Annotated in this window: 22 protein-coding genes; 18 read left to right on the top strand and 4 right to left on the bottom strand. The window is 68.8% G+C overall.

Annotation, left to right across the window (positions count from 1 at the left end; translation table 11 throughout):
- Position 1: 1 nt before the first annotated feature.
- From infA to rplQ, 6 genes are all read left to right on the top strand, one after another.
- Complete coding sequence (gene infA / locus E3O44_RS07845; RefSeq protein ID WP_022883252.1) at positions 2–223, top strand: translation initiation factor IF-1; 222 nt, start codon at positions 2–4, stop codon at positions 221–223.
- 67 nt (positions 224–290) lie between these two features.
- Positions 291–404, top strand: a complete 114-nt coding sequence (gene rpmJ / locus E3O44_RS07840) for a 50S ribosomal protein L36 (RefSeq protein WP_035834639.1) — start codon at positions 291–293, stop codon at positions 402–404.
- Between the two features lie 160 nt (positions 405–564).
- Positions 565–939, top strand: a complete 375-nt coding sequence (rpsM, locus tag E3O44_RS07835) for a 30S ribosomal protein S13 (protein WP_134534147.1) — start codon at positions 565–567, stop codon at positions 937–939.
- Positions 940–983: 44 nt separating this feature from the next.
- Entirely contained in the window at positions 984–1,382 is a 399-nt protein-coding gene (gene rpsK, locus E3O44_RS07830; RefSeq protein ID WP_022883249.1) for a 30S ribosomal protein S11, read from the top strand.
- A 173-nt stretch (positions 1,383–1,555) separates the two neighbouring features.
- The gene (locus E3O44_RS07825) at positions 1,556–2,545 is read left to right on the top strand and encodes a DNA-directed RNA polymerase subunit alpha (protein ID WP_134449911.1); all 990 of its coding nucleotides are present in this window, start codon (positions 1,556–1,558) and stop codon (positions 2,543–2,545) included.
- Between the two features lie 47 nt (positions 2,546–2,592).
- Positions 2,593–3,105: a 50S ribosomal protein L17 gene (gene rplQ / locus E3O44_RS07820; RefSeq protein ID WP_134534145.1), complete on the top strand. Its 513-nt coding sequence runs from the start codon at positions 2,593–2,595 to the stop codon at positions 3,103–3,105.
- Between the two features lie 71 nt (positions 3,106–3,176).
- On the opposite strand, the gene E3O44_RS07815 is transcribed toward rplQ, so the two are convergent.
- Positions 3,177–5,138, bottom strand: coding sequence for an acyltransferase family protein (locus E3O44_RS07815; protein ID WP_134534143.1), 1,962 nt, complete (start codon positions 5,136–5,138; stop codon positions 3,177–3,179).
- A gap of 61 nt (positions 5,139–5,199) precedes the next feature.
- Here E3O44_RS07815 and truA point away from each other — a divergent pair, with 61 nt between their 5' ends.
- From truA to glmM, 4 genes are all read left to right on the top strand, one after another.
- Complete coding sequence (gene truA / locus E3O44_RS07810) at positions 5,200–6,111, top strand: tRNA pseudouridine(38-40) synthase TruA (RefSeq protein ID WP_134534141.1); 912 nt, start codon at positions 5,200–5,202, stop codon at positions 6,109–6,111.
- Positions 6,112–6,290: 179 nt separating this feature from the next.
- Positions 6,291–6,737, top strand: coding sequence for a 50S ribosomal protein L13 (rplM, locus tag E3O44_RS07805; protein ID WP_134449915.1), 447 nt, complete (start codon positions 6,291–6,293; stop codon positions 6,735–6,737).
- A 49-nt stretch (positions 6,738–6,786) separates the two neighbouring features.
- Positions 6,787–7,272, top strand: coding sequence for a 30S ribosomal protein S9 (rpsI, locus tag E3O44_RS07800; protein ID WP_134449916.1), 486 nt, complete (start codon positions 6,787–6,789; stop codon positions 7,270–7,272).
- Positions 7,273–7,291: 19 nt separating this feature from the next.
- Entirely contained in the window at positions 7,292–8,653 is a 1,362-nt protein-coding gene (glmM, locus tag E3O44_RS07795) for a phosphoglucosamine mutase (protein ID WP_134534139.1), read from the top strand.
- Here glmM and E3O44_RS07790 read toward each other — a convergent pair.
- The 3 genes from E3O44_RS07790 to coaA form a co-directional block, all read right to left on the bottom strand.
- Entirely contained in the window at positions 8,650–9,408 is a 759-nt protein-coding gene (locus E3O44_RS07790; RefSeq protein WP_134534137.1) for a YidC/Oxa1 family membrane protein insertase, read from the bottom strand. The genes glmM and E3O44_RS07790 overlap by 4 nt on opposite strands.
- A gap of 84 nt (positions 9,409–9,492) precedes the next feature.
- Complete coding sequence (locus E3O44_RS07785; protein WP_134534136.1) at positions 9,493–9,762, bottom strand: hypothetical protein; 270 nt, start codon at positions 9,760–9,762, stop codon at positions 9,493–9,495.
- A 95-nt stretch (positions 9,763–9,857) separates the two neighbouring features.
- Positions 9,858–10,814, bottom strand: a complete 957-nt coding sequence (gene coaA / locus E3O44_RS07780; RefSeq protein WP_134534134.1) for a type I pantothenate kinase — start codon at positions 10,812–10,814, stop codon at positions 9,858–9,860.
- Between the two features lie 33 nt (positions 10,815–10,847).
- On the opposite strand from coaA, the gene glmS reads away from it, so the two are divergent.
- The 8 genes from glmS (at position 10,848) to E3O44_RS07740 (ending at position 17,732) form a co-directional block, all read left to right on the top strand.
- Positions 10,848–12,698, top strand: a complete 1,851-nt coding sequence (gene glmS / locus E3O44_RS07775; protein WP_134534132.1) for a glutamine--fructose-6-phosphate transaminase (isomerizing) — start codon at positions 10,848–10,850, stop codon at positions 12,696–12,698.
- 37 nt (positions 12,699–12,735) lie between these two features.
- The gene (locus E3O44_RS07770) at positions 12,736–13,092 is read left to right on the top strand and encodes a holo-ACP synthase (RefSeq protein ID WP_134534130.1); all 357 of its coding nucleotides are present in this window, start codon (positions 12,736–12,738) and stop codon (positions 13,090–13,092) included.
- Positions 13,089–14,297, top strand: coding sequence for an alanine racemase (gene alr / locus E3O44_RS07765; protein WP_241976156.1), 1,209 nt, complete (start codon positions 13,089–13,091; stop codon positions 14,295–14,297). Before E3O44_RS07770 ends, alr begins: the two co-directional genes overlap by 4 nt.
- On the top strand, positions 14,294–14,863 hold the full coding sequence (gene tsaE / locus E3O44_RS07760) for a tRNA (adenosine(37)-N6)-threonylcarbamoyltransferase complex ATPase subunit type 1 TsaE (protein WP_134534126.1): 570 nt from the start codon (positions 14,294–14,296) through the stop codon (positions 14,861–14,863). The genes alr and tsaE overlap by 4 nt, the downstream gene beginning before the upstream one ends.
- 9 nt (positions 14,864–14,872) lie before the next feature.
- Positions 14,873–15,505 (top strand): tRNA (adenosine(37)-N6)-threonylcarbamoyltransferase complex dimerization subunit type 1 TsaB, encoded by a 633-nt coding sequence (tsaB, locus tag E3O44_RS07755; RefSeq protein WP_134534124.1) that lies wholly within the window; start codon positions 14,873–14,875, stop codon positions 15,503–15,505.
- Positions 15,506–16,045 (top strand): ribosomal protein S18-alanine N-acetyltransferase, encoded by a 540-nt coding sequence (gene rimI, locus E3O44_RS07750; RefSeq protein ID WP_166792582.1) that lies wholly within the window; start codon positions 15,506–15,508, stop codon positions 16,043–16,045. It abuts the gene before it with no gap.
- Positions 16,042–17,109 carry a tRNA (adenosine(37)-N6)-threonylcarbamoyltransferase complex transferase subunit TsaD gene (tsaD, locus tag E3O44_RS07745; protein WP_134534122.1) on the top strand — a complete coding sequence of 356 codons (1,068 nt, stop codon included), beginning with the start codon at positions 16,042–16,044 and terminating at the stop codon, positions 17,107–17,109. The genes rimI and tsaD overlap by 4 nt, the downstream gene beginning before the upstream one ends.
- Before the next feature lie 143 nt (positions 17,110–17,252).
- Complete coding sequence (locus E3O44_RS07740; protein ID WP_166792581.1) at positions 17,253–17,732, top strand: DUF4190 domain-containing protein; 480 nt, start codon at positions 17,253–17,255, stop codon at positions 17,730–17,732.
- Positions 17,733–17,789 lie beyond the last annotated feature (57 nt).

Below are 17,789 nucleotides of genomic sequence, written 5' to 3'. Positions count from 1 at the left end.
TATGGCCAAAAAAGACGGTGTCATCGAAATCGAGGGCGCAGTAGTCGAAGCTCTTCCCAACGCGATGTTTCGCGTTGAGTTGACGAACGGCCACAAAGTTCTTGCCCACATTTCGGGCAAGATGCGTCAGCACTACATCCGCATCCTCCCCGAGGACCGCGTGATCGTGGAGCTGAGCCCTTACGATCTGACTCGCGGCCGGATCGTCTACCGCTACAAGTAAGAAGTTGCTGTAAGTAACGGCCCGCGGCATTCCGCGGGTACGAAGACAGCGAATACAAGGACACACCATGAAGGTCAAGCCCAGCGTCAAAAAGATCTGTGACAAGTGCAAGGTCATCCGCCGTAACGGCAACGTGATGGTCATCTGCGAGAACCCGCGTCACAAGCAGCGTCAGGGTTAGCCGGTGTGAGTTTGTCATCCGACAGGCTCACCCTGGTGAACGATTCAACTGAATACAGAAAATAGCAGTGCCAAGAACCTCGCAAGGGGGGACACCATCGGTTGGAGGCCGATGAACGGGCACTGCTACAGACCTCCACTCATATACAGGAGAAGCCATAATGGCACGTCTAGCCGGCGTTGATATTCCCCGCGATAAGCGCGTGGAAGTTGCACTGACTTACATCTTTGGTGTTGGCCGCACGAGGGCACTCAAGACCCTCGCCGACACTGAAATCGATGGAAACATCCGAGTCAAGGACCTGACCGACGACCAGCTCGTCGCCCTCCGTGACTACATCGAAGGAACCTTCAAGGTTGAGGGTGACCTCCGCCGTGAGGTTGCCGCCGACATCCGCCGCAAGGTCGAGATCGGTAGCTACGAGGGAATCCGCCACCGCAAGGGCCTGCCCGTCCGCGGCCAGCGCACCAAGACCAACGCTCGCACCCGTAAGGGCCCGAAGCGCACCGTAGCCGGCAAGAAGAAGGCGCGCTAGGCCTCGGCCTGGCCCGTCTCGCCTTTAGGATTCAGGAGAAATTCATGGCAGCACCCAAGTCGGCCGTTCGGAAGCCGCGTAAGAAAGAAAAGAAGAACGTCGCCGTGGGCCAGGCCCACATCAAGAGCACGTTCAACAACACCATCGTCTCGATCACTGACACCACCGGTGCGGTCATCAGCTGGGCGTCCTCAGGTGGAGTTGGCTTCAAGGGTTCGCGCAAGTCGACCCCGTTCGCCGCACAGCTGGCCGCCGAATCGGCTGCCCGCCAGGCGCAGGAGCACGGTATGAAGAAGGTCGACGTGTTCGTCAAGGGACCCGGCTCAGGCCGCGAAACCGCGATCCGCTCCCTTCAGGCCGCCGGCCTCGAGGTTGGCTCGATCAACGACGTCACGCCCCAGGCTCACAACGGATGCCGTCCGCCGAAGCGTCGCCGCGTCTAAGCACCCGCACTGGCCGGGTCCGTCCGTGTGACGGGCCCGGCCGACGCGGATCGCCGGGCCTGGTTCGCTCCTCACGGAGCGACCCAGGCCCCGCGCGATTCTCTTTTCTTTCACACTCAACACCTCGCCTCGCAAGTGTCATATAGCGGACACTTTGCCGAAAGGAATCAATAGTGCTTATCGCACAGCGCCCCACGCTCACCGAGGAGAACATCTCGGAGTTCCGGTCCCGGTTCATCATTGAGCCGCTCGAGCCTGGCTTCGGTTACACCCTCGGCAACTCCATGCGCCGCACCCTGCTCTCCTCGATCCCCGGAGCCGCTGTCACCAGCATCCGCATCGACGGCGTGCTGCACGAGTTCAGCACGGTCCCCGGTGTCAAGGAAGACGTCACCGAGATCATCCTGAACATCAAGGGACTCGTCATCTCGAGCGAGCACGACGAGCCGATCACGGCGTACCTGCGCAAGCAGGGTGCCGGCCAGGTCACCGCCGCCGACATTTCGGCTCCGGCCGGCGTCGAGGTGCACAACCCCGAACTGGTCATCGCCACCCTGAACGACAAGGCGAAGTTCGAACTCGAACTGACCATCGAGCGTGGCCGCGGCTACGTGTCGGCCACCCAGAACCGCAACGAGTACTCCGAGGCCGGCCAGATTCCGGTCGACTCGATCTACTCGCCCGTGCTCAAGGTGACCTACCGCGTCGAGGCAACCCGTGCCGGTGAACGTACCGACTTCGACCGCCTCGTCGTCGACGTGGAGACCAAGTCGGCGATTTCGCCTCGCGACGCCATCGCATCCGCCGGTCGCACCCTGACCGAGCTGTTCGGTCTGGCCCGCGAGCTGAACACCGCGGCAGAGGGCATCGAAATCGGCCCCGCGCCGGTCGACGCCGTGCTGTCGACCGAACTGTCGATCCCGATCGAAGACCTCGATCTGTCGGTTCGTTCGTACAACTGCCTCAAGCGTGAAGGCATCAACAACGTCAGCGAACTGGTCGCCCTCTCGGAGACCCAGCTGATGAACATCCGCAACTTCGGACAGAAGTCGGTGGATGAGGTCAAGGACAAGCTCGTCGAGCTTGGCCTGTCACTGAAGGACTCGGTGCCCGGATTCGACGGCGCCCACTTCTACAGCGGCTACGACGAAGAAACCATCTAAAAGCAGTCTCCCGACTGACTTTTGACTTTTGATACTGGAGATTACTAATGCCCACGCCCACTAAGGGAGCACGCCTCGGTGGCGGCCCGGCACACGAGCGCCTCATGCTCGCCAACCTTGCCGCCTCGCTGTTCACCCACAAGTCGATCAAGACGACCGAAACGCGGGCCAAGCGCCTTCGTCCGGTCGCCGAGCGACTGATCACGTTCGCGAAGAAGGGCGACCTGCACGCCCGTCGTCGCGTTCTGGCCACCATCGGCGACAAGACCGTCGTGCACGAGCTCTTCACCGAGATCGCACCCCAGGTCGCCTTGCGCGAGGGCGGCTACACCCGCATCACGAAGCTCGGCTTCCGTAAGGGCGACAACGCCTCGATGGTCCAGATGGAACTCGTTCTCGAGCCCGTCACGCCGAAGGTCAAGTCCGCGAAGACGACCGCCGCTGCAGCTGCTGTAGTCGCACCCGTCGTCGTCGAGGCCCCCGCCGAGACCGAGGCCGTCGTCGACGCCCCGGCCGAGGACGAGGTCGTTGTCGAGGCTCCCGTCGAGGAAGCCAAGTAACCCACGCTTCACCCGCTTCACCCAGGAAGGGCCCGACTTCGGTCGGGCCCTTCTTTCGTGTCTCCCCGGAGTTATGCCACGGGACGGAGGAGGACGGGGTCCGGGCCGATTCGGTAGGGGTCCCGGCCGTGCAACGGATGCTGGGGGGCGAGCACATCCAGTGCCGCGGCGATGCAGTCGGCGTAGATCCGCCCACCGGTGGGCCCGGGGTGGATGTTGTCCCCCGCCAGGACGTCGGTGTGCGGCGCGATCGCGTCGTGCCAGCCGGCGATCCCTACGAGGCGGTGGTGGGTCGCGAAACCGGCGAGCGCCTCGTTCACGCCTGCTGTCCAGTCCCGGTCGGCGAACGCCGTCACGAGCACGAGCTTCCGGTCGGGGCCGATCACGGCCTCGATCGCGACCAGTTCGTCCGTGGTGATCGGCCCGTTGGTGCCGAGCCCGACGACGATGACCGGGCGGAGCGTTCCCGCACTGGCCTGGGCGGCGAGGATGTCGGGAGCCGCGCGCATCCCCCGGGACACCGCGGCGTCGATCAGGATCCCCGGGAACCGGTCTTCGAGTTCCGGAGCGGAGGCGAGCATGACGGAATCACCGACGGCCGTGATCAGGTCGCCCGGGGCGACCGGCGTCGGCGCCGCGGTCGGGTCGCTCCCGCGCTCGGCCTCCTCGCGCTTCCGGTCGGCCTGGGCGGCATCGAGCAGCTGGCGGCCGCGGGTGATCTGGGCCTGCGCACTCGTCTCGGTGGGGGCGACGACGACGGCGGCCGTCGTGCCGCCGACGAGGACCAGCCCGAGCATCGCGGCGACGCCGACGACCCAGAGCCGCGACCACGACTCTGTCGCGAAACCCGAGAGCGAGCGGATGCTGCCGCGCAGGCCCTTGCGCCGCACCGGCTGCTCGAGCCACCGGTACGAGGCAGCCGCCACGAGTACGGCAACGGCGGCGACGAGCAGTTCCACTCCGACGCCCGCGGCCGGCCAGGCCACGCCGGCGAGCACGAAGACGGGCCAGTGCCAGAGGTAGATGCCATAGGACCGTTCGCCGAGCCAGCGGAGCACGGGGGTGTCGAGCCACCGGCCGAACCGGGCGCCGCGCACGGCGGCCCAGATCACGATGCCGGACAGCACGCTGATGACGAAGAGGCCGCCCCGGTAGGCCAGGGGGCCTTCAGCGGGCAGCCAGCCCGCCGCAGCGCCGATGCCGGCGAGTGCGGCGACGCCGAGCCAGGGGCGCAGTCGGCCGGGAGAGGGGAGCCGGGCCGCGAACCGGGTGAAGGCGGCCGAGCCGGCGCGGGCGACGGTGCCGCCGGGGTTCGCCGCGCCCAGGCCGGTGGGGCGGCGCAGCAGGAGAGCGAGCGCGGCACCGGCGAAGAGCCCGAAGCTGTGCGTGTCCGAGCCGTAGTAGACCCTGGTCGGATCGGCGCCCGGCTGGAACAGGAACCCCATCCACACCACGGAGCCGACGGCGAGGGTGCACACGAGCGCGAGCCGGAACCGGGCGGAACGCACGAGCATCAGGGCGAGCAGTACGAACGGCCAGACCAGGTAGAACTGCTCCTCGACGGCGAGCGACCAGAGGTTGCGGAACAGCTCGGGGCTCGTCGCGGAGAAATAGCTCGCCCAGCCGGCGATCGACGCCCAGTTGTAGCCGAACGTCACTGCGCCAAGCACCTGCCAGCCGAGGCCGACGAGCACATCGCCGCCGAGCAGCCAGGCCGCCGTGCAGCAGAGCAGCACGAGCGGCACGAGCGGCGGCACGAGCCGGCGCACCCGGCGCCCCCAGAAGCGACGCAGGGAGATCCGGCCCGACCGGGCGTACTCGTCCGCGAGGAGACCGGTGATCAGGAACCCGCTGATCACGAAGAACACGTCGACGCCGACGAAGCCGCCGGGGAGGATCCCCGGGAAGAAGTGGAAGACGAGCACGATGCTGACGGCGATGCCGCGCAGGCCGTCGAGGCCAGACAACCGGCGCGCATCCCGGGTCTCGGAGTCCGGGCGTAGGGAGGCGGGGGTGCGGTAACTGGGTTTCATAGCGGTGAGCGGAGCCGGTCCGGGTTCAACGATACCCGGCCCGGCACTTACACTTACCTCCGTGAATCTTCCTGCCGCCCCCGTTGTCTCCCCGCTCCCGGAGAACACCCGGATCAGGCTGGACATCGCCTACGACGGCACCGATTTTTCGGGCTGGGCGATTCAACCGGAACTCCGCACCGTGCAGGGGCAGATCGAGGCAGGGCTCGCGGCGATCCTGCAGAGCTACCCGCCCTATCCGTCTCTCGTCGTCGCCGGGCGAACGGATGCGGGGGTGCACGCCCTCGGCCAGGTCGCGCACTTCGACCTCACGCCGGACCAGGTCGCGAGCCTGCTCCGGCGGGGCAGGGGCCGGACCCCGGTCTCGCTCGACGTGATGGTGCAGCGGAGGCTCGGCGGGATCCTGGTGACCCAGCCGGAGATCGTGATCAAGGCATCCGCTGTCGCACCCCCCGGATTCGACGCACGGTTCTCGGCGAACTGGCGCCGCTACGAGTACCGGATCGCCGACTCGGTGCTCGGGCACAACCCGCAGGACCGGCTGCGCACGACCTGGCACGGCTTCGCGCTCGACCTGGAACCGATGCAGGTGGCCGCGGCGTCCCTGCTCGGGCTGCACGATTTCGCGACATACTGCAAACCCCGGCCGGGCGCGACGACGATCCGCACCCTTCAGGAGTTCAGCTGGCGGCGGGACCCGGACGGCGTGCTCGTCGCCACGGTGCAGGCGGACGCCTTCTGCCACAGCATGGTGCGGGCGCTCGTCGGCGCGTGCGTCGCGGTCGGGGAGGGGCGACTCGCGGGGGAGCGGCTCGCGACACTGCGGATCAACCGGGCCCGCACGAGCGAGTTCAAGGTGATGCCGCCGCAGGGCCTGACCCTGCTCGCGGTGGACTACCCCTCGGACGACAAGCTCGCGGCCCGCGCCCTCGAGACCCGCGCCCGGCGCTCCCTCGACGAGGACGAAGAATAGCGCCCGCGCGCAATCGAATTGCGCTGACGCTCCCGGCGGACTAGCATTGACCCTTGGTGTCTGTGCGTTGCAGCCAGGCACGCGAACGTGAGCCCTCCATCGATCGTGTTCCCCGTCGGGGAACACACCCGGAGCGGGATTCACGAACACCTCCGTTCGAACAAGAAAGCAGCACAACAGTGACGCGCACTTATACTCCCAAAGCAAGCGAAGTCCAGCACGACTGGGTCGTCATCGACGCCACAGATATCGTGCTCGGTCGTCTTGCCAGCCACGCCGCCGTTCTCCTCCGGGGGAAGCACAAGGCAACGTTCTCTCCCCACATGGACATGGGAGACTTCGTCATCATCGTCAACGCCGAGAAGATCGCCCTCACCGGCAAGAAGCTCGAACTGAAGATCGCATACCGCCACTCCGGTTACCCGGGCGGCATTTCCGCCCAGAACTACTCGGAGATGCTCGAGAAGCACCCGACGCGTGCGGTTGAGAAGGCGATTCGCGGCATGCTGCCGAAGAACTCGCTCGGTCGCGCCCAGCTCGCGAAGCTCAAGGTCTACGCCGGCCCGGAGCACCCGCACGCTGCGCAGCAGCCCAAGCCGTACACCCTCTCCCAGGTCGCTCAGTAGCGCCGGCCACCAGACTTCTCGACTCTAAGAAAAAAGGATTCACACCATCGTGGCGAAGATCGCAGATCAGATTGACCAGGCTCCGGAGAGCTACTCCACCGAGACCCCGGCCGAAATCGTAACCAAGGCGCCCCGCGCCGTCCTCAACGTTCCCGGCGCAGCCGTGGGTCGTCGCAAGCAGGCCATCGCCCGCGTGCGCATCGTTCCCGGCTCCGGCACCATCACGGTGAACGGTCGCGAGTTCGGGGACTACTTCCCGAACAAGCTTCACCAGCAGCTCATCAACGACCCGTTCAAGGTCCTCGACCTGATCGGCAGCTACGACGTCATCGCGCGCATCACCGGTGGTGGCCCCTCCGGCCAGGCCGGCGCCCTGCGCCTCGGCATCGCGCGTTCGCTCAACCAGATTGACGAAGAGAACAACCGCGCCATCCTCAAGAAGGCCGGCTTCCTCAACCGTGACGCTCGCGTCAAGGAGCGCAAGAAGGCCGGACTCAAGAAGGCCCGTAAGGCGCCTCAGTTCTCGAAGCGCTAGATCGATAGTCGGCGCCGACATGCCTCGACTTTTCGGCACCGACGGTGTTCGGGGCCTGGCCAACCGTGATCTCACGGCTGGCCTGGCCCTGGGCCTCGCCCAGGCGAGTGCCGCCGTACTGACCCAGGGCCGCCGCGCCGAATCGCGCCGCGCCGAGGGTCGACGCCCAGTGGCCGTCCTCGCACGCGACCCCCGCATTTCCGGCGAATTCCTGGCCTCGGCCGTCGCCGCGGGCCTCGCCAGTTCCGGTGTCGACGTCCTGGACGCCGGCGTCATCCCCACGCCCGCCGCGGCATTCCTGATCGCGGACATCGGCGCGGACTTCGGCGTGATGATCTCCGCCTCGCACAACCCCGCCCCCGACAACGGCATCAAGATTTTCGCCTTCGGTGGTACCAAACTTCCCGACGACGTCGAGGATCGCATCGAGGCCCACCTCGACCACGACAAACTCACGCCGATCGCCGGCGACGTCGGCCGGATCTCCCGCTTCGCGGATGCAGAAGACCGGTACGTCGTGCACCTCCTCGGCACCCTCCCGCACCGCCTCGACGGCATCCACGTCGTGCTCGACTGCGCCAACGGTGCGGCGGCGGGCGTGTCCCCTCAGGTCTTCACGGATGCCGGTGCGCGCCTGACCGTCATCGGCGCCAACCCGAACGGGCTCAACATCAACGACGGGGTCGGCTCGACCCACCTCGACAACCTCGCCAAGGCCGTCCTCGAGCACGGTGCCGATGTCGGCATCGCCCACGACGGCGACGCCGACCGGTGCCTCGCCGTCGACCGGAACGGCAACATCGTGGACGGCGACCAGATCATGGCGATCCTCGCCGTGTCCATGGCCGAGCGGGGCGTCCTCAAGGACCGCACCCTCGTTGCCACCGTGATGAGCAACCTCGGCCTCCGGAAGGCCATGGCGGCCAACGACATCCGCATGATCGAGACCAAGGTCGGCGACCGCTACGTGCTCGAAGAGCTCAACGCGAACGGCCTGTCCCTCGGCGGGGAACAGTCCGGCCACGTCATCATGACGGAGTTCGCCACGACCGGAGACGGCATCCTCACCGGCCTGCACCTCGTCGCCGAGATGGCGCGCACCGGCAAGCCGCTCCACGAGCTCGCCTCCGTGATGACCGTCTTCCCGCAGATTCTGGTGAACGTGCGCGGCGTCGATCATCACGCGCTGAAGTCCGACGATGTCATCGCCGACGCCGTGCGCGAGGCCGAACTCGAACTCGGCGAGACCGGCCGGGTGCTGCTGCGTCCGTCCGGCACCGAGCCGATGGTGCGCGTCATGGTCGAGGCGGCCGACCAGGCCACCGCTGACCGGCTCGCGCACTCGCTCGCCGACGTCGTGCGCGAGCGCCTCGCCCTCTAAGACCCGGGTCCGGTCGCCGCGAACGAACGGTAGAGGATGCCGCGTTCGACGAGCGTCCACGCCGTGCTGACCGTGAGGTAGAGCGTCGCGGCCAGCGGGACCACGCTCGCGAACCCGACCGTGAGGAACGGCAGCCAGCTGAGGAGCGCGGCGAGCCGTGTCGCGGCGGGCTGCGCTGTCGGCACGACCGGCGAGGCGTATCTCGCGGCCAGCCGTCGGGAGAACCCGGCGGTCACGGCGATGACGGCCAGGAGCGCGCCGAACAGCACGAGTGCGGGCCAGAAGTTCGGCGTAGCGCGCAGAAACGCCAGGAACGACGTGCCCAGCGGCACGCCGCCGAGCTCCTGCGCGAGCAGCGGGTTCGGCTGCCCGTTGATGCTGGCGAGGACGAAGAGCGCGTACACGGTCGACACGATCGGTGCCTGCAGGAGCGTCGGCAGGCATCCGGCCAGGGGCGACGCCTTCTCGGCCGCGTAGAGCTCGGCGGTCTTGCGGCTGAGGAGCGCGGGGTCGGCACGGTACCGGCGTTGCAGCTCCCGGAGCTGGGGCGCGAGGCGCCGGCGGACGAACTCGGCGCGCACCTGGGCGCGACCGACCGGAACGAGTGTCGCCCGGAGGAGGAGCGTGACCAGGACGATCACGAGAGCGGTGCTGCTCGCGCCGGAGAGGGGAGCGAGCGCGGAGGAGAGGGCGGTGACGGCCGCGACGGCGGCCTGGAGCAGGGCTGCGACGGGCGCAACGGAATAGAGGTCCACGGAAGAGGTCCCAACGATCGGAGGAGGAGGGGGCGCGTCTGCGGTCGCGCGGCCTCGCCCTGCGTCGGGGCTGCCGGCTGAGGACTAGGCGACCGCGGGCTGCCCGGCCGGTGCTCGCGGGCGCGCACGCCCCGCGGTGTTGGGGTGGCTGGGTGCGGCGAGCCGGCTGAGCACCTCGCGGTGCTGGTGCGAGCGGCGGCCGACCGTGAGCTCGAGGGCCACGGTCGCCGTGAGCCGGTAGCGCGCCCCGATCACGACCGCGAGGCCGAGCACGGCGACACCGGCGAGGAACAGCATCCCCGGTTCGGCCGGCACGAGGATGAGCGCGAGCAGCGGGCCGGTCAAGTACAGCACTAGCGCGGTATACGCGGCTCTCACGATCGCGCCTCCAGGCGGGTCGGCCAGAACGATGGGTGAACCGACTCTACACCGCGGATGCTGCGCGCGGCTCAGAGCTTGCGGAGCAGCACCTTCGACACGGCGTGGTTCTCGTCCTTGCGCAGCACCAGGGTCGCCCGGGAGCGCGTCGGCAGGATGTTCTGGACGAGGTTCGGCTCGTTGATCTCGTCCCAGATCCGGCGGGCCTCGCGGCGGGCCTCGTCTTCCGTCATCGTCGCGTACCGGTGGAAGTAGGACTTCGGGTTGCTGAACGCTCCGCGCTGCAGGCGCAGGAACCGCTCGACGTACCAGCGGGCGATGTCCTGGGTGCGGGCATCCACGTACACGGTGAAGTCGAAGAGGTCGCTGACCGTGAGTCCATGCCCCGTGGCCGGCGGTGCGAGCACGTTGAGGCCTTCGACGATGAGGACGTCCGGCTGGCGCACCACGATCTGCGCGTCCGGCACGATGTCGTAGTTCAGGTGTGAATAGAACGGGGCCCGCACCTCGGCGGCACCGCCCTTGACGGCGGACACGAAGCGGAGCAGCGACCGTCGGTCGTACGACTCCGGGAATCCCTTGCGGGCCATCAGGCCGCGCCGGGCCAGTTCGGCGTTCGGGAACAGGAACCCGTCGGTGGTCACGAGTTCGACCCGGGGGGTGTCCTCCCAGCGGGCGAGCAGCTCGCGCAGGAGCCGGGCGATCGTCGATTTGCCGACGGCGACGGACCCGGCGACGCCGATCACGAACGGGGTGCGCCGGGCGCGTTCGCCGAGGAAGTCGCTCGTCGCCCGATGCAGCTGACTCGCGCCAGCCGCGTAGAGGTTGAGCAGGCGGCTGACGGGCAGGTAGACATCGGTCACCTCGCCGAGGTCGAGCGGCTCACCGAGGCCGCGCAGCTGCACGATCTCGGTCTCACGAAGGGGGAGCTGGGTCGTGGGTGCAAGGGCCGCCCAGTCCGCTCGATCCAGCTCGACGAACGGTGTGGTGTGGCCGTTGTTCCAGAGGCTCGCGGCTGGATCGGACATTCCACACAGCTTAGTCGGACTAAAATCGAGGCCATGTGCGGAATCGTAGGTTATGTAGGGGAAGACAAGAGCGTCGAGGTCCTGATGAGGGGGTTGCGGAGACTGGAATACCGCGGTTACGACTCAGCGGGCATCGCCGTCATCGACGATGACGGCGTGCTGAACACCAGGAAACGGGCCGGAAAGCTTGCCATCCTGGCCGGAGACCTCGAGGCCAATTCGATCAACAATGGGCGGACCGGTATCGGGCACACCCGCTGGGCCACCCACGGCGGACCGACCGACGCGAATGCGCACCCGCACCTCGGCGACAACGGCAAGCTCGCCCTGATCCACAACGGAATTATCGAAAACTTCTCGGTCCTCAAGGACGAACTCCTCTCCGAGGGCTTCACCTTCGAGAGCGAGACCGACACCGAGGTCGCCGCCGTGCTCCTCGGCCGTGAGTACCAGCGCCTCGGCGACCTGAGCGCCGCGTTCCTGAGCGTCGTCGGCCGCCTGGACGGCGCCTTCACCCTCCTCGCGGTGCACCAGGACCAGCCCGGCGTCGTCGTCGGCGCCCGGCGCAATTCCCCGCTCGTGATCGGCCTCGGCGACGGGGAGAACTTCCTCGGCTCCGACGTCGCGGCGTTCGTCGAGTTCACCCGCCGCGCCGTCGCGGTCGGCCAGGACCAGATCGTCACGATCACCCCGCAGGTTGTCACCATCACCGACTTCGAGGGCAACCCCGTCGAGTTTGAGGAATTCGACATCGCCTGGGACGCCTCCGCCGCCGAAAAGGGCGGTTGGTCGAGCTTCATGGCCAAGGAAGTCTCCGAGCAGCCCGACGCCGTCGCCAACACGCTCCTCGGCCGCATTCACGAGGGCCAGGCCGTCGTGCCCGAGCTCGAGGCGTTCGGAGACGACGTGCTCGCGAGCATCCGCCGGATCGTCATCGTCGCCTGCGGCACCGCCGCGAACGCCGGCTACGTCGCCAAGTACGCGATCGAGAAGTGGACCAGGGTCCCCGTGGACGTCGAACTCAGCCACGAGTTCCGTTACCGCGACCCGGTGCTGAACGCCGAAACTCTGATCATCTCGATCAGCCAGTCCGGCGAGACCATGGACACCCTGATGGCGGTCAAGTTCGCCAGGGAGTCCGGCGCCAAGGCCATCTCGATCTGCAACACCCAGGGTGCGACCATTCCCCGCGAGTCCGACGCCGTGATCTACACGCACGCCGGTCCCGAGGTCGCCGTGGCCTCGACGAAGGGCTTCACCGCCCAGATCGCCGCCCTCTACCTCTTCGCCCTGCACCTCGCCCGGGTGCGCGGCAGCATCACCGCAGCGGATGCCGCGGCTCAGGTCGTCGAGCTCCAGGCGATTCCCGCGAAGATCGCGACCGTGTTGCTCCAGGAGAGCGCCGTGCACGAACTCGCCGCCTGGATGTCGGACACCCGCGCCGTGCTGTTCCTCGGCCGCCACGTCGGTTTCCCGATCGCGCTCGAGGGCGCACTCAAGCTCAAGGAACTCGCGTACATCCACGCGGAGGGCTTCGCGGCCGGCGAGCTCAAGCACGGCCCGATCGCGCTGATCGAGCCGGGCCAGCCCGTGTTCGTCGTCGTTCCGAGCCCGCGCGGTTCCGCGCACCTGCACCCCAAGGTGATCTCGAACATCCAGGAGATCCGGGCCCGCGGCGCACGCATCATCGCGATCGCCGAAGAGGGCGACGTTGCCGTGCTGCCGTTCGCGGACACCGTGCTGCGGATCCCGCTCGCCGCGCCGCTCTTCGAGCCGTTCCTCGCGGTCGTGCCGATGCAGATCTTCGCGATGGAACTCGCAACGGTCAAGGGCCTCGACGTCGACCAGCCGCGCAACCTCGCGAAGTCGGTCACGGTCGAATAGGCACGGGCGGAGTGAGGACGGGCAGGCGGGCGCCGGCGTGATTCGCGGCATCGGTGTCGACATCGTCGACCTCGACCGGTTCGACCGGCAGGTGCTGCGCACGCCCGGACTCGTTCCCCGGCTGTTCGCGGCCGGAGAACGTGGCCTGCCCACCCACTCCCTCGCGGCCCGGTTCGCGGCCAAGGAAGCACTGATCAAGGCGCTCGGCGACAGTGCGGGCACCAGCTGGCAGGAGATGGAAGTCGTGAACGACGCCCACGGTAACCCCGGGTTCCGGCTCAGCGGGGTCATGGCCGACGTGCTGCGCGCACGCGGCGTCGATTCCGTGCACCTCACGATGACCCACGACGCGGGCGTCGCCTGCGCTTTCGTGGTGCTCGAGGGCGCGTCGTGAGCGAGTTCCGCGAGGCGGTCGTCGACCTCGGCGCGGTCGCCGCGAACGTCGCCCACCTGCGCGCCGTGATCGGCGCTCCGCATTTCATGGCCGTCGTCAAGGCCAACGCGTACGGCCACGGCGCGGTCCCGGTCGCCCGCACGGCCCTCGCCGCCGGTGCCGACTGGCTCGGCGTCGCCGACCTCACCGAGGCGCACGCGCTCCGCGACGCCGGCATCGAGGCCCCGCTCCTCGCCTGGCTGCACGGCCCCGACACCGATTTCGCCCCCGCGATCGCCAGGGACATCGACCTGGGGGTGTCCTCCGCGCGCCAGCTCCGCGCCATAGCGGATGCCGCAGGCCGGCTCGGCCGCGTCGCGAACGTCCACCTGAAGCTCGACACCGGCCTCAGCCGCAACGGTCTGAACGGGCCGGACTGGGCCGAGGTCTTCGCGCTCGCAGCCGGCTTCGAACGGGACCGCCTCGTGCACGTTCGCGGCATCTTCAGCCACCTCTCCAACGCCTCGCCGGCCGCGGACGACGAGGCCGTCGCCCGCTTCGGCTCCGGTCTCGACCTCGCCGCCGCGGCGGGACTGGCCCCGGAGCTCGCGCATCTCGCGTCGACTGCGGCTGCGCTGCGCCTGCCCGCCGCCCGGTTCTCGATGGTGCGCATCGGCATCGGCCTCTACGGGCTGTCGCCCTTCGACGACGCGACCCCGCGAGAACTCGGCCTCGCGCCGGCGATGACCCTGCGCGCGAGCGTCGCGGCCGTGCGCCGGGTGCCTGCGGGAGCCGGCGTCTCCTACGACTACCTGTGGCGTGCCCCCGAAGACGGCAACCTCGCCCTCGTCCCCCTCGGCTACGCGGACGGCGTGCCCCGCGCGGCGTCCGGCTCCGCCCGGGTGAGCATCAACGGCCAGGGCTACCCGATCGTCGGCCGCATCGCGATGGACCAGTTCGTCGTGAGCGTCGGCCAGGACAGCGTCGAGGTCGGCGACGAGGTCGTGCTCTTCGGCGATCCCGACGCCCGGCCGGTACCTTTCCGGTCGAGAGGTACCGGCATACCGGCCACTCTCGACCGGAAAGGAACCGGGGCGGACGAGTGGGAGCCGGTGCCGAGTGCGGCCGACTGGGCGGATGCCGCGGGCACGATCAACTACGAGATCGTCACCAGGATCGGGCACCGGGTGCCGCGCAGCTACCGGAACGAGGAACCCGCCGGATGAGCGGTCGGGTGGTCCGTCGGGTGATCCCCGATGCCGCTGCGATGCACGAGTTCGGCGTCGCCGTGGCCGCGGAGCTGCGCGCGGGCGACCTGGTCGTGCTGACCGGCCCGCTCGGCGCGGGCAAGACCACCTTCACCCGTGGCCTCGGCGCGGGACTCGGCGTGCGCGGCGCGGTCACGAGCCCGACCTTCGTGCTCGCCCGCGCGCACCCGAACCTCACGGGTGGACCGCCGCTCGTGCACGTCGACGCCTACCGGCTGCAGAGTGCGCTCGAACTGGACGATCTCGACATCGATTTCGAACACTCCGTCGTCGTGGTCGAGTGGGGGCGGGGCCTGCTCGACGGCGTCGCCGAGTCCTGGCTCGACATCGAGATCGAGCGGCCGACCGGCGCGCTGCAACCCCGGCCCGCGGGCGTGGGCGAGCCGGGACCGGCATCCGCTGCGCCGGGCGTCGGTGCCCCCGGCCTGGACCTCGACGTGGATCTCGACGAGCCGCGCACCGTGACGATCACCGGTTTCGGCCCTCGCTGGCCCGGGTTCGAGGGCGGTCTGCGCGGGGAATAGGCTGAACGGGTGCTTCTCGCCATCGATACCTCCGCCGGAACCAGCGTCGCGGTCGTCGACGGGGTCCACGGCGTGCTCGCCGACATCGACACCGCGGACACCATGCGGCACGCCGAAGTGATCGGCAGCCTCATCAGCGAGTGCCTCGAGCGTGCGAACGTGCGCGTCTCCGACCTGACCGGCGTCGTCGGCGGCATGGGTCCCGGCCCGTTCACCGGCCTCCGCGTTGGCATCGCCGCCGCCCGCGTCTTCGCGCTCGGCGCCGGCCTGCCCTTCCTACCCGTGATCAGCCACGACGCCATCGCCCTCAATCGCTACCTGGCCGGCCACACCGGCGGCCTCGTCGTCGTGACCGACGCCCGCAGGCGCGAGGTCAACTGGTCCGCGTACAGCGGGGTGGATGCCGCGGGCCTGCCCGTGCGCCTCGCCGCGCCCGGGGTCGCAAAGCCGGCCGTCCTGCTCGAGCCGGACTGGGTCTACGCGGATCTCGACCGCGCGGACACCGTGACCGTGCCCGCCGCCGACCTCGGCCGGGTCGCCGAGCTGCTGCTCGCCAACGATCGGGCCTTCGCGACAGACGCCGCCTTCTACCTGCGCTCACCCGACGTCACGCTGTCCGCTGGCCCGAAACGGGTGAGCTGAGTGACCTGGCAGCTGCGTCGCGCCCACGCGGGAGACCTCGACGGCATCATGGCCCTCGAGACCCGCCTCTTCGAGAACGACGCCTGGTCCGCGGAGGGCATGCTCCGGGACATCACGGACCCGGACTGCTACTACCTCGTCGCGGTCCCGCCGGACGAACCCGACCGCATCGAGGCATACGCGGGGCTGCTCGCACCGCGCGGGGCCCTCGAGGGCGACATCCAGACTATCGCCGTCACCGAGACGGCCCGCCGCCACGGGCTCGGCGGCACCCTCGTGCAGAGCCTCGTCACCGAGGCCCGCAAGCGCGGCATCCGCGAGGTGTTCCTCGAGGTCCGTTCCGACAACCCCGGCGCCCAGCGGGTCTACCTCCGGCTCGGCTTCGAGGAGATCGGCGTGCGCCGCGGCTACTACCAGCCCGACAACGTCGATGCGCTCGTCATGCGCCTCGCGGTCCCTCCGGCGGAGGCGGCGCTCGCCGCGCCCGACCCGGTGCAGCCCCCGACCGACCCGACGGATGCCGCGGAGGCGACCGAATGAACCGCGACAACCCCCTGGTGCTCGGCATCGAAACCTCGTGCGACGAAACCGGCATCGGGATCGTCCGCGGCACCCGGCTGCTCTCGAACACGATCGCCTCCTCGATGGACGAGCACGCCCGCTACGGCGGCGTCGTCCCCGAGGTCGCGGCGCGCGCCCATCTCGAGGAGCTCGTCCCGATGATCCGCGCCGCAACCAGCGACGCGGGCATCCGCCTCGAGGACGTCGACGCGATCGCCGTCACCTACGGACCCGGCCTGTCCGGCGCCCTAATGGTCGGCGTCGGCGCAGCGAAGGCCCTCGCGATCGCCCTCGGTAAGCCGATCTACGCGGTCAACCACCTCGTCGGCCACGTCGGCGCCGACGTGCTCCAGACCGAGGCCGACCCGGGAACGGAGCCCCTCGAATACCCGACGATAGCCCTCCTCGTCTCGGGAGGGCACACCTCGCTCCTCCTCGTGCGCGACCTCGTCTCCGACGTGGAACTGCTCGGCGAGACCATCGACGACGCGGCGGGGGAGGCCTTCGACAAGGTCGCCCGCATCCTCGGCCTGCCCTACCCCGGCGGTCCACAGATCGACCGCGTCGCCGTCGGCGGCGATCCGGCGTTCATCCGTTTCCCGCGCGGCCTCAGCCACCACAAGGACATGGAGCACCACCGCTACGACTTCTCCTTCTCCGGGCTGAAGACGTCGGTGGCCCGCTGGGTCGAGCAGACCCGCGACGCGGGCGAGACGGTGCCGCTCGCGGACGTCGCGGCGAGCTTCCGCGAGGCCGTCATCGACATCCTGCTCACCAAGGCCGTCGCCGCGTGCACCGACCTCGGGGTTCCGCGCCTCCTCCTCGGCGGCGGTGTGATCGCGAACGCGCGACTCCGTGAGCTCGCCGTCGAACGCACGGATGCCGCCGGCATCGCCCTGCGCATCCCGCCGCTCTCCCTGTGCACCGACAACGGCGCCATGATCGCCGCGCTCGGGGCCCAGCTGATCATGGCAGGCCACGAGCCGTCCACCCTCGTCTTCGGCGCGGATTCGACGCTCCCCGCTTCCGTCATCCAGGGGTGAAAACCGCGCCCCATCTCAGGTTCCTGTGCATCCGCGATACGCTGGGCACAACAGACATGGCGAGTCATGGGCGTTGACACCCGTTCAATGAGGGTGCCACTATGGCACCGCCAGCTGATCGAAGCCCAAAGGAGCCGTTAGTCATGACCGACCCGAACCAGCCCCCGGTTACCCCGCCCCCGGTGAACCAGCCCCCGATCTACCAGGCTCCCGAAGCGCCGGCATATCAGGCGCCCGCCGCACCGGCGTACCAGGCTCCCGAAGTTCCGGCATATCAGGCGCCCGCCGCACCGGCGTACGGCGCACCCGACGCATACGGCCAGCAGCAGCCCTACGGCCAGCAGCAGTACGGTCAGCAGCCCTACGGCCAGCCCCTCGCCCAGGACAAGTACAACGTCCTAGCGATCGTCTCACTTGTCTCGGCGTTCTTCATTTCCCTCGCCGCGATCATCACCGGCCACATCGCGCTCAGCCAGATCAAGAAGACCGGGGAGAAGGGTCGCGGCCTCGCGATCGCCGGCCTCGCGCTCGGCTACGTGCGCCTCGTCGCCGAGATAGTCCTGATAATCCTCTTCATCGTCCTGATCGCCACGACCTCGAACAGCGGATACTCCAGCTACTGAGGCCCCAGCGGCCCGTCATCGCTGACCCGTCGTTGACGCTGACCTGTCGTGGCCACC

The organism is Cryobacterium algoricola, from assembly GCF_004402485.1.
In the GTDB taxonomy this organism is placed as follows: domain Bacteria; phylum Actinomycetota; class Actinomycetes; order Actinomycetales; family Microbacteriaceae; genus Cryobacterium; species Cryobacterium algoricola.
The sequence above is the reverse complement of the archived record's forward strand: the minus strand, read 5'-3'. Positions and strand labels throughout refer to the sequence as shown.

What these genes read in the sequence shown, in the direction of transcription:
- infA (WP_022883252.1), top strand. Translation starts at nt 2, where the DNA reads ATGGCCAAAAAAGACGGTGTCATCGAAATCGAGGGCGCAGTAGTCGAA.
- rpmJ (WP_035834639.1), top strand. Translation starts at nt 291, where the DNA reads ATGAAGGTCAAGCCCAGCGTCAAAAAGATCTGTGACAAGTGCAAGGTC.
- rpsM (WP_134534147.1), top strand. Translation starts at nt 565, where the DNA reads ATGGCACGTCTAGCCGGCGTTGATATTCCCCGCGATAAGCGCGTGGAA.
- rpsK (WP_022883249.1), top strand. Translation starts at nt 984, where the DNA reads ATGGCAGCACCCAAGTCGGCCGTTCGGAAGCCGCGTAAGAAAGAAAAG.
- rplQ (WP_134534145.1), top strand. Translation starts at nt 2,593, where the DNA reads ATGCCCACGCCCACTAAGGGAGCACGCCTCGGTGGCGGCCCGGCACAC.
- E3O44_RS07815 (WP_134534143.1), bottom strand. Translation starts at nt 5,138, where the DNA reads ATGAAACCCAGTTACCGCACCCCCGCCTCCCTACGCCCGGACTCCGAG.
- glmM (WP_134534139.1), top strand. Translation starts at nt 7,292, where the DNA reads ATGCCTCGACTTTTCGGCACCGACGGTGTTCGGGGCCTGGCCAACCGT.
- coaA (WP_134534134.1), bottom strand. Translation starts at nt 10,814, where the DNA reads ATGTCCGATCCAGCCGCGAGCCTCTGGAACAACGGCCACACCACACCG.
- glmS (WP_134534132.1), top strand. Translation starts at nt 10,848, where the DNA reads ATGTGCGGAATCGTAGGTTATGTAGGGGAAGACAAGAGCGTCGAGGTC.
- tsaE (WP_134534126.1), top strand. Translation starts at nt 14,294, where the DNA reads ATGAGCGGTCGGGTGGTCCGTCGGGTGATCCCCGATGCCGCTGCGATG.
- tsaD (WP_134534122.1), top strand. Translation starts at nt 16,042, where the DNA reads ATGAACCGCGACAACCCCCTGGTGCTCGGCATCGAAACCTCGTGCGAC.
- E3O44_RS07740 (WP_166792581.1), top strand. Translation starts at nt 17,253, where the DNA reads ATGACCGACCCGAACCAGCCCCCGGTTACCCCGCCCCCGGTGAACCAG.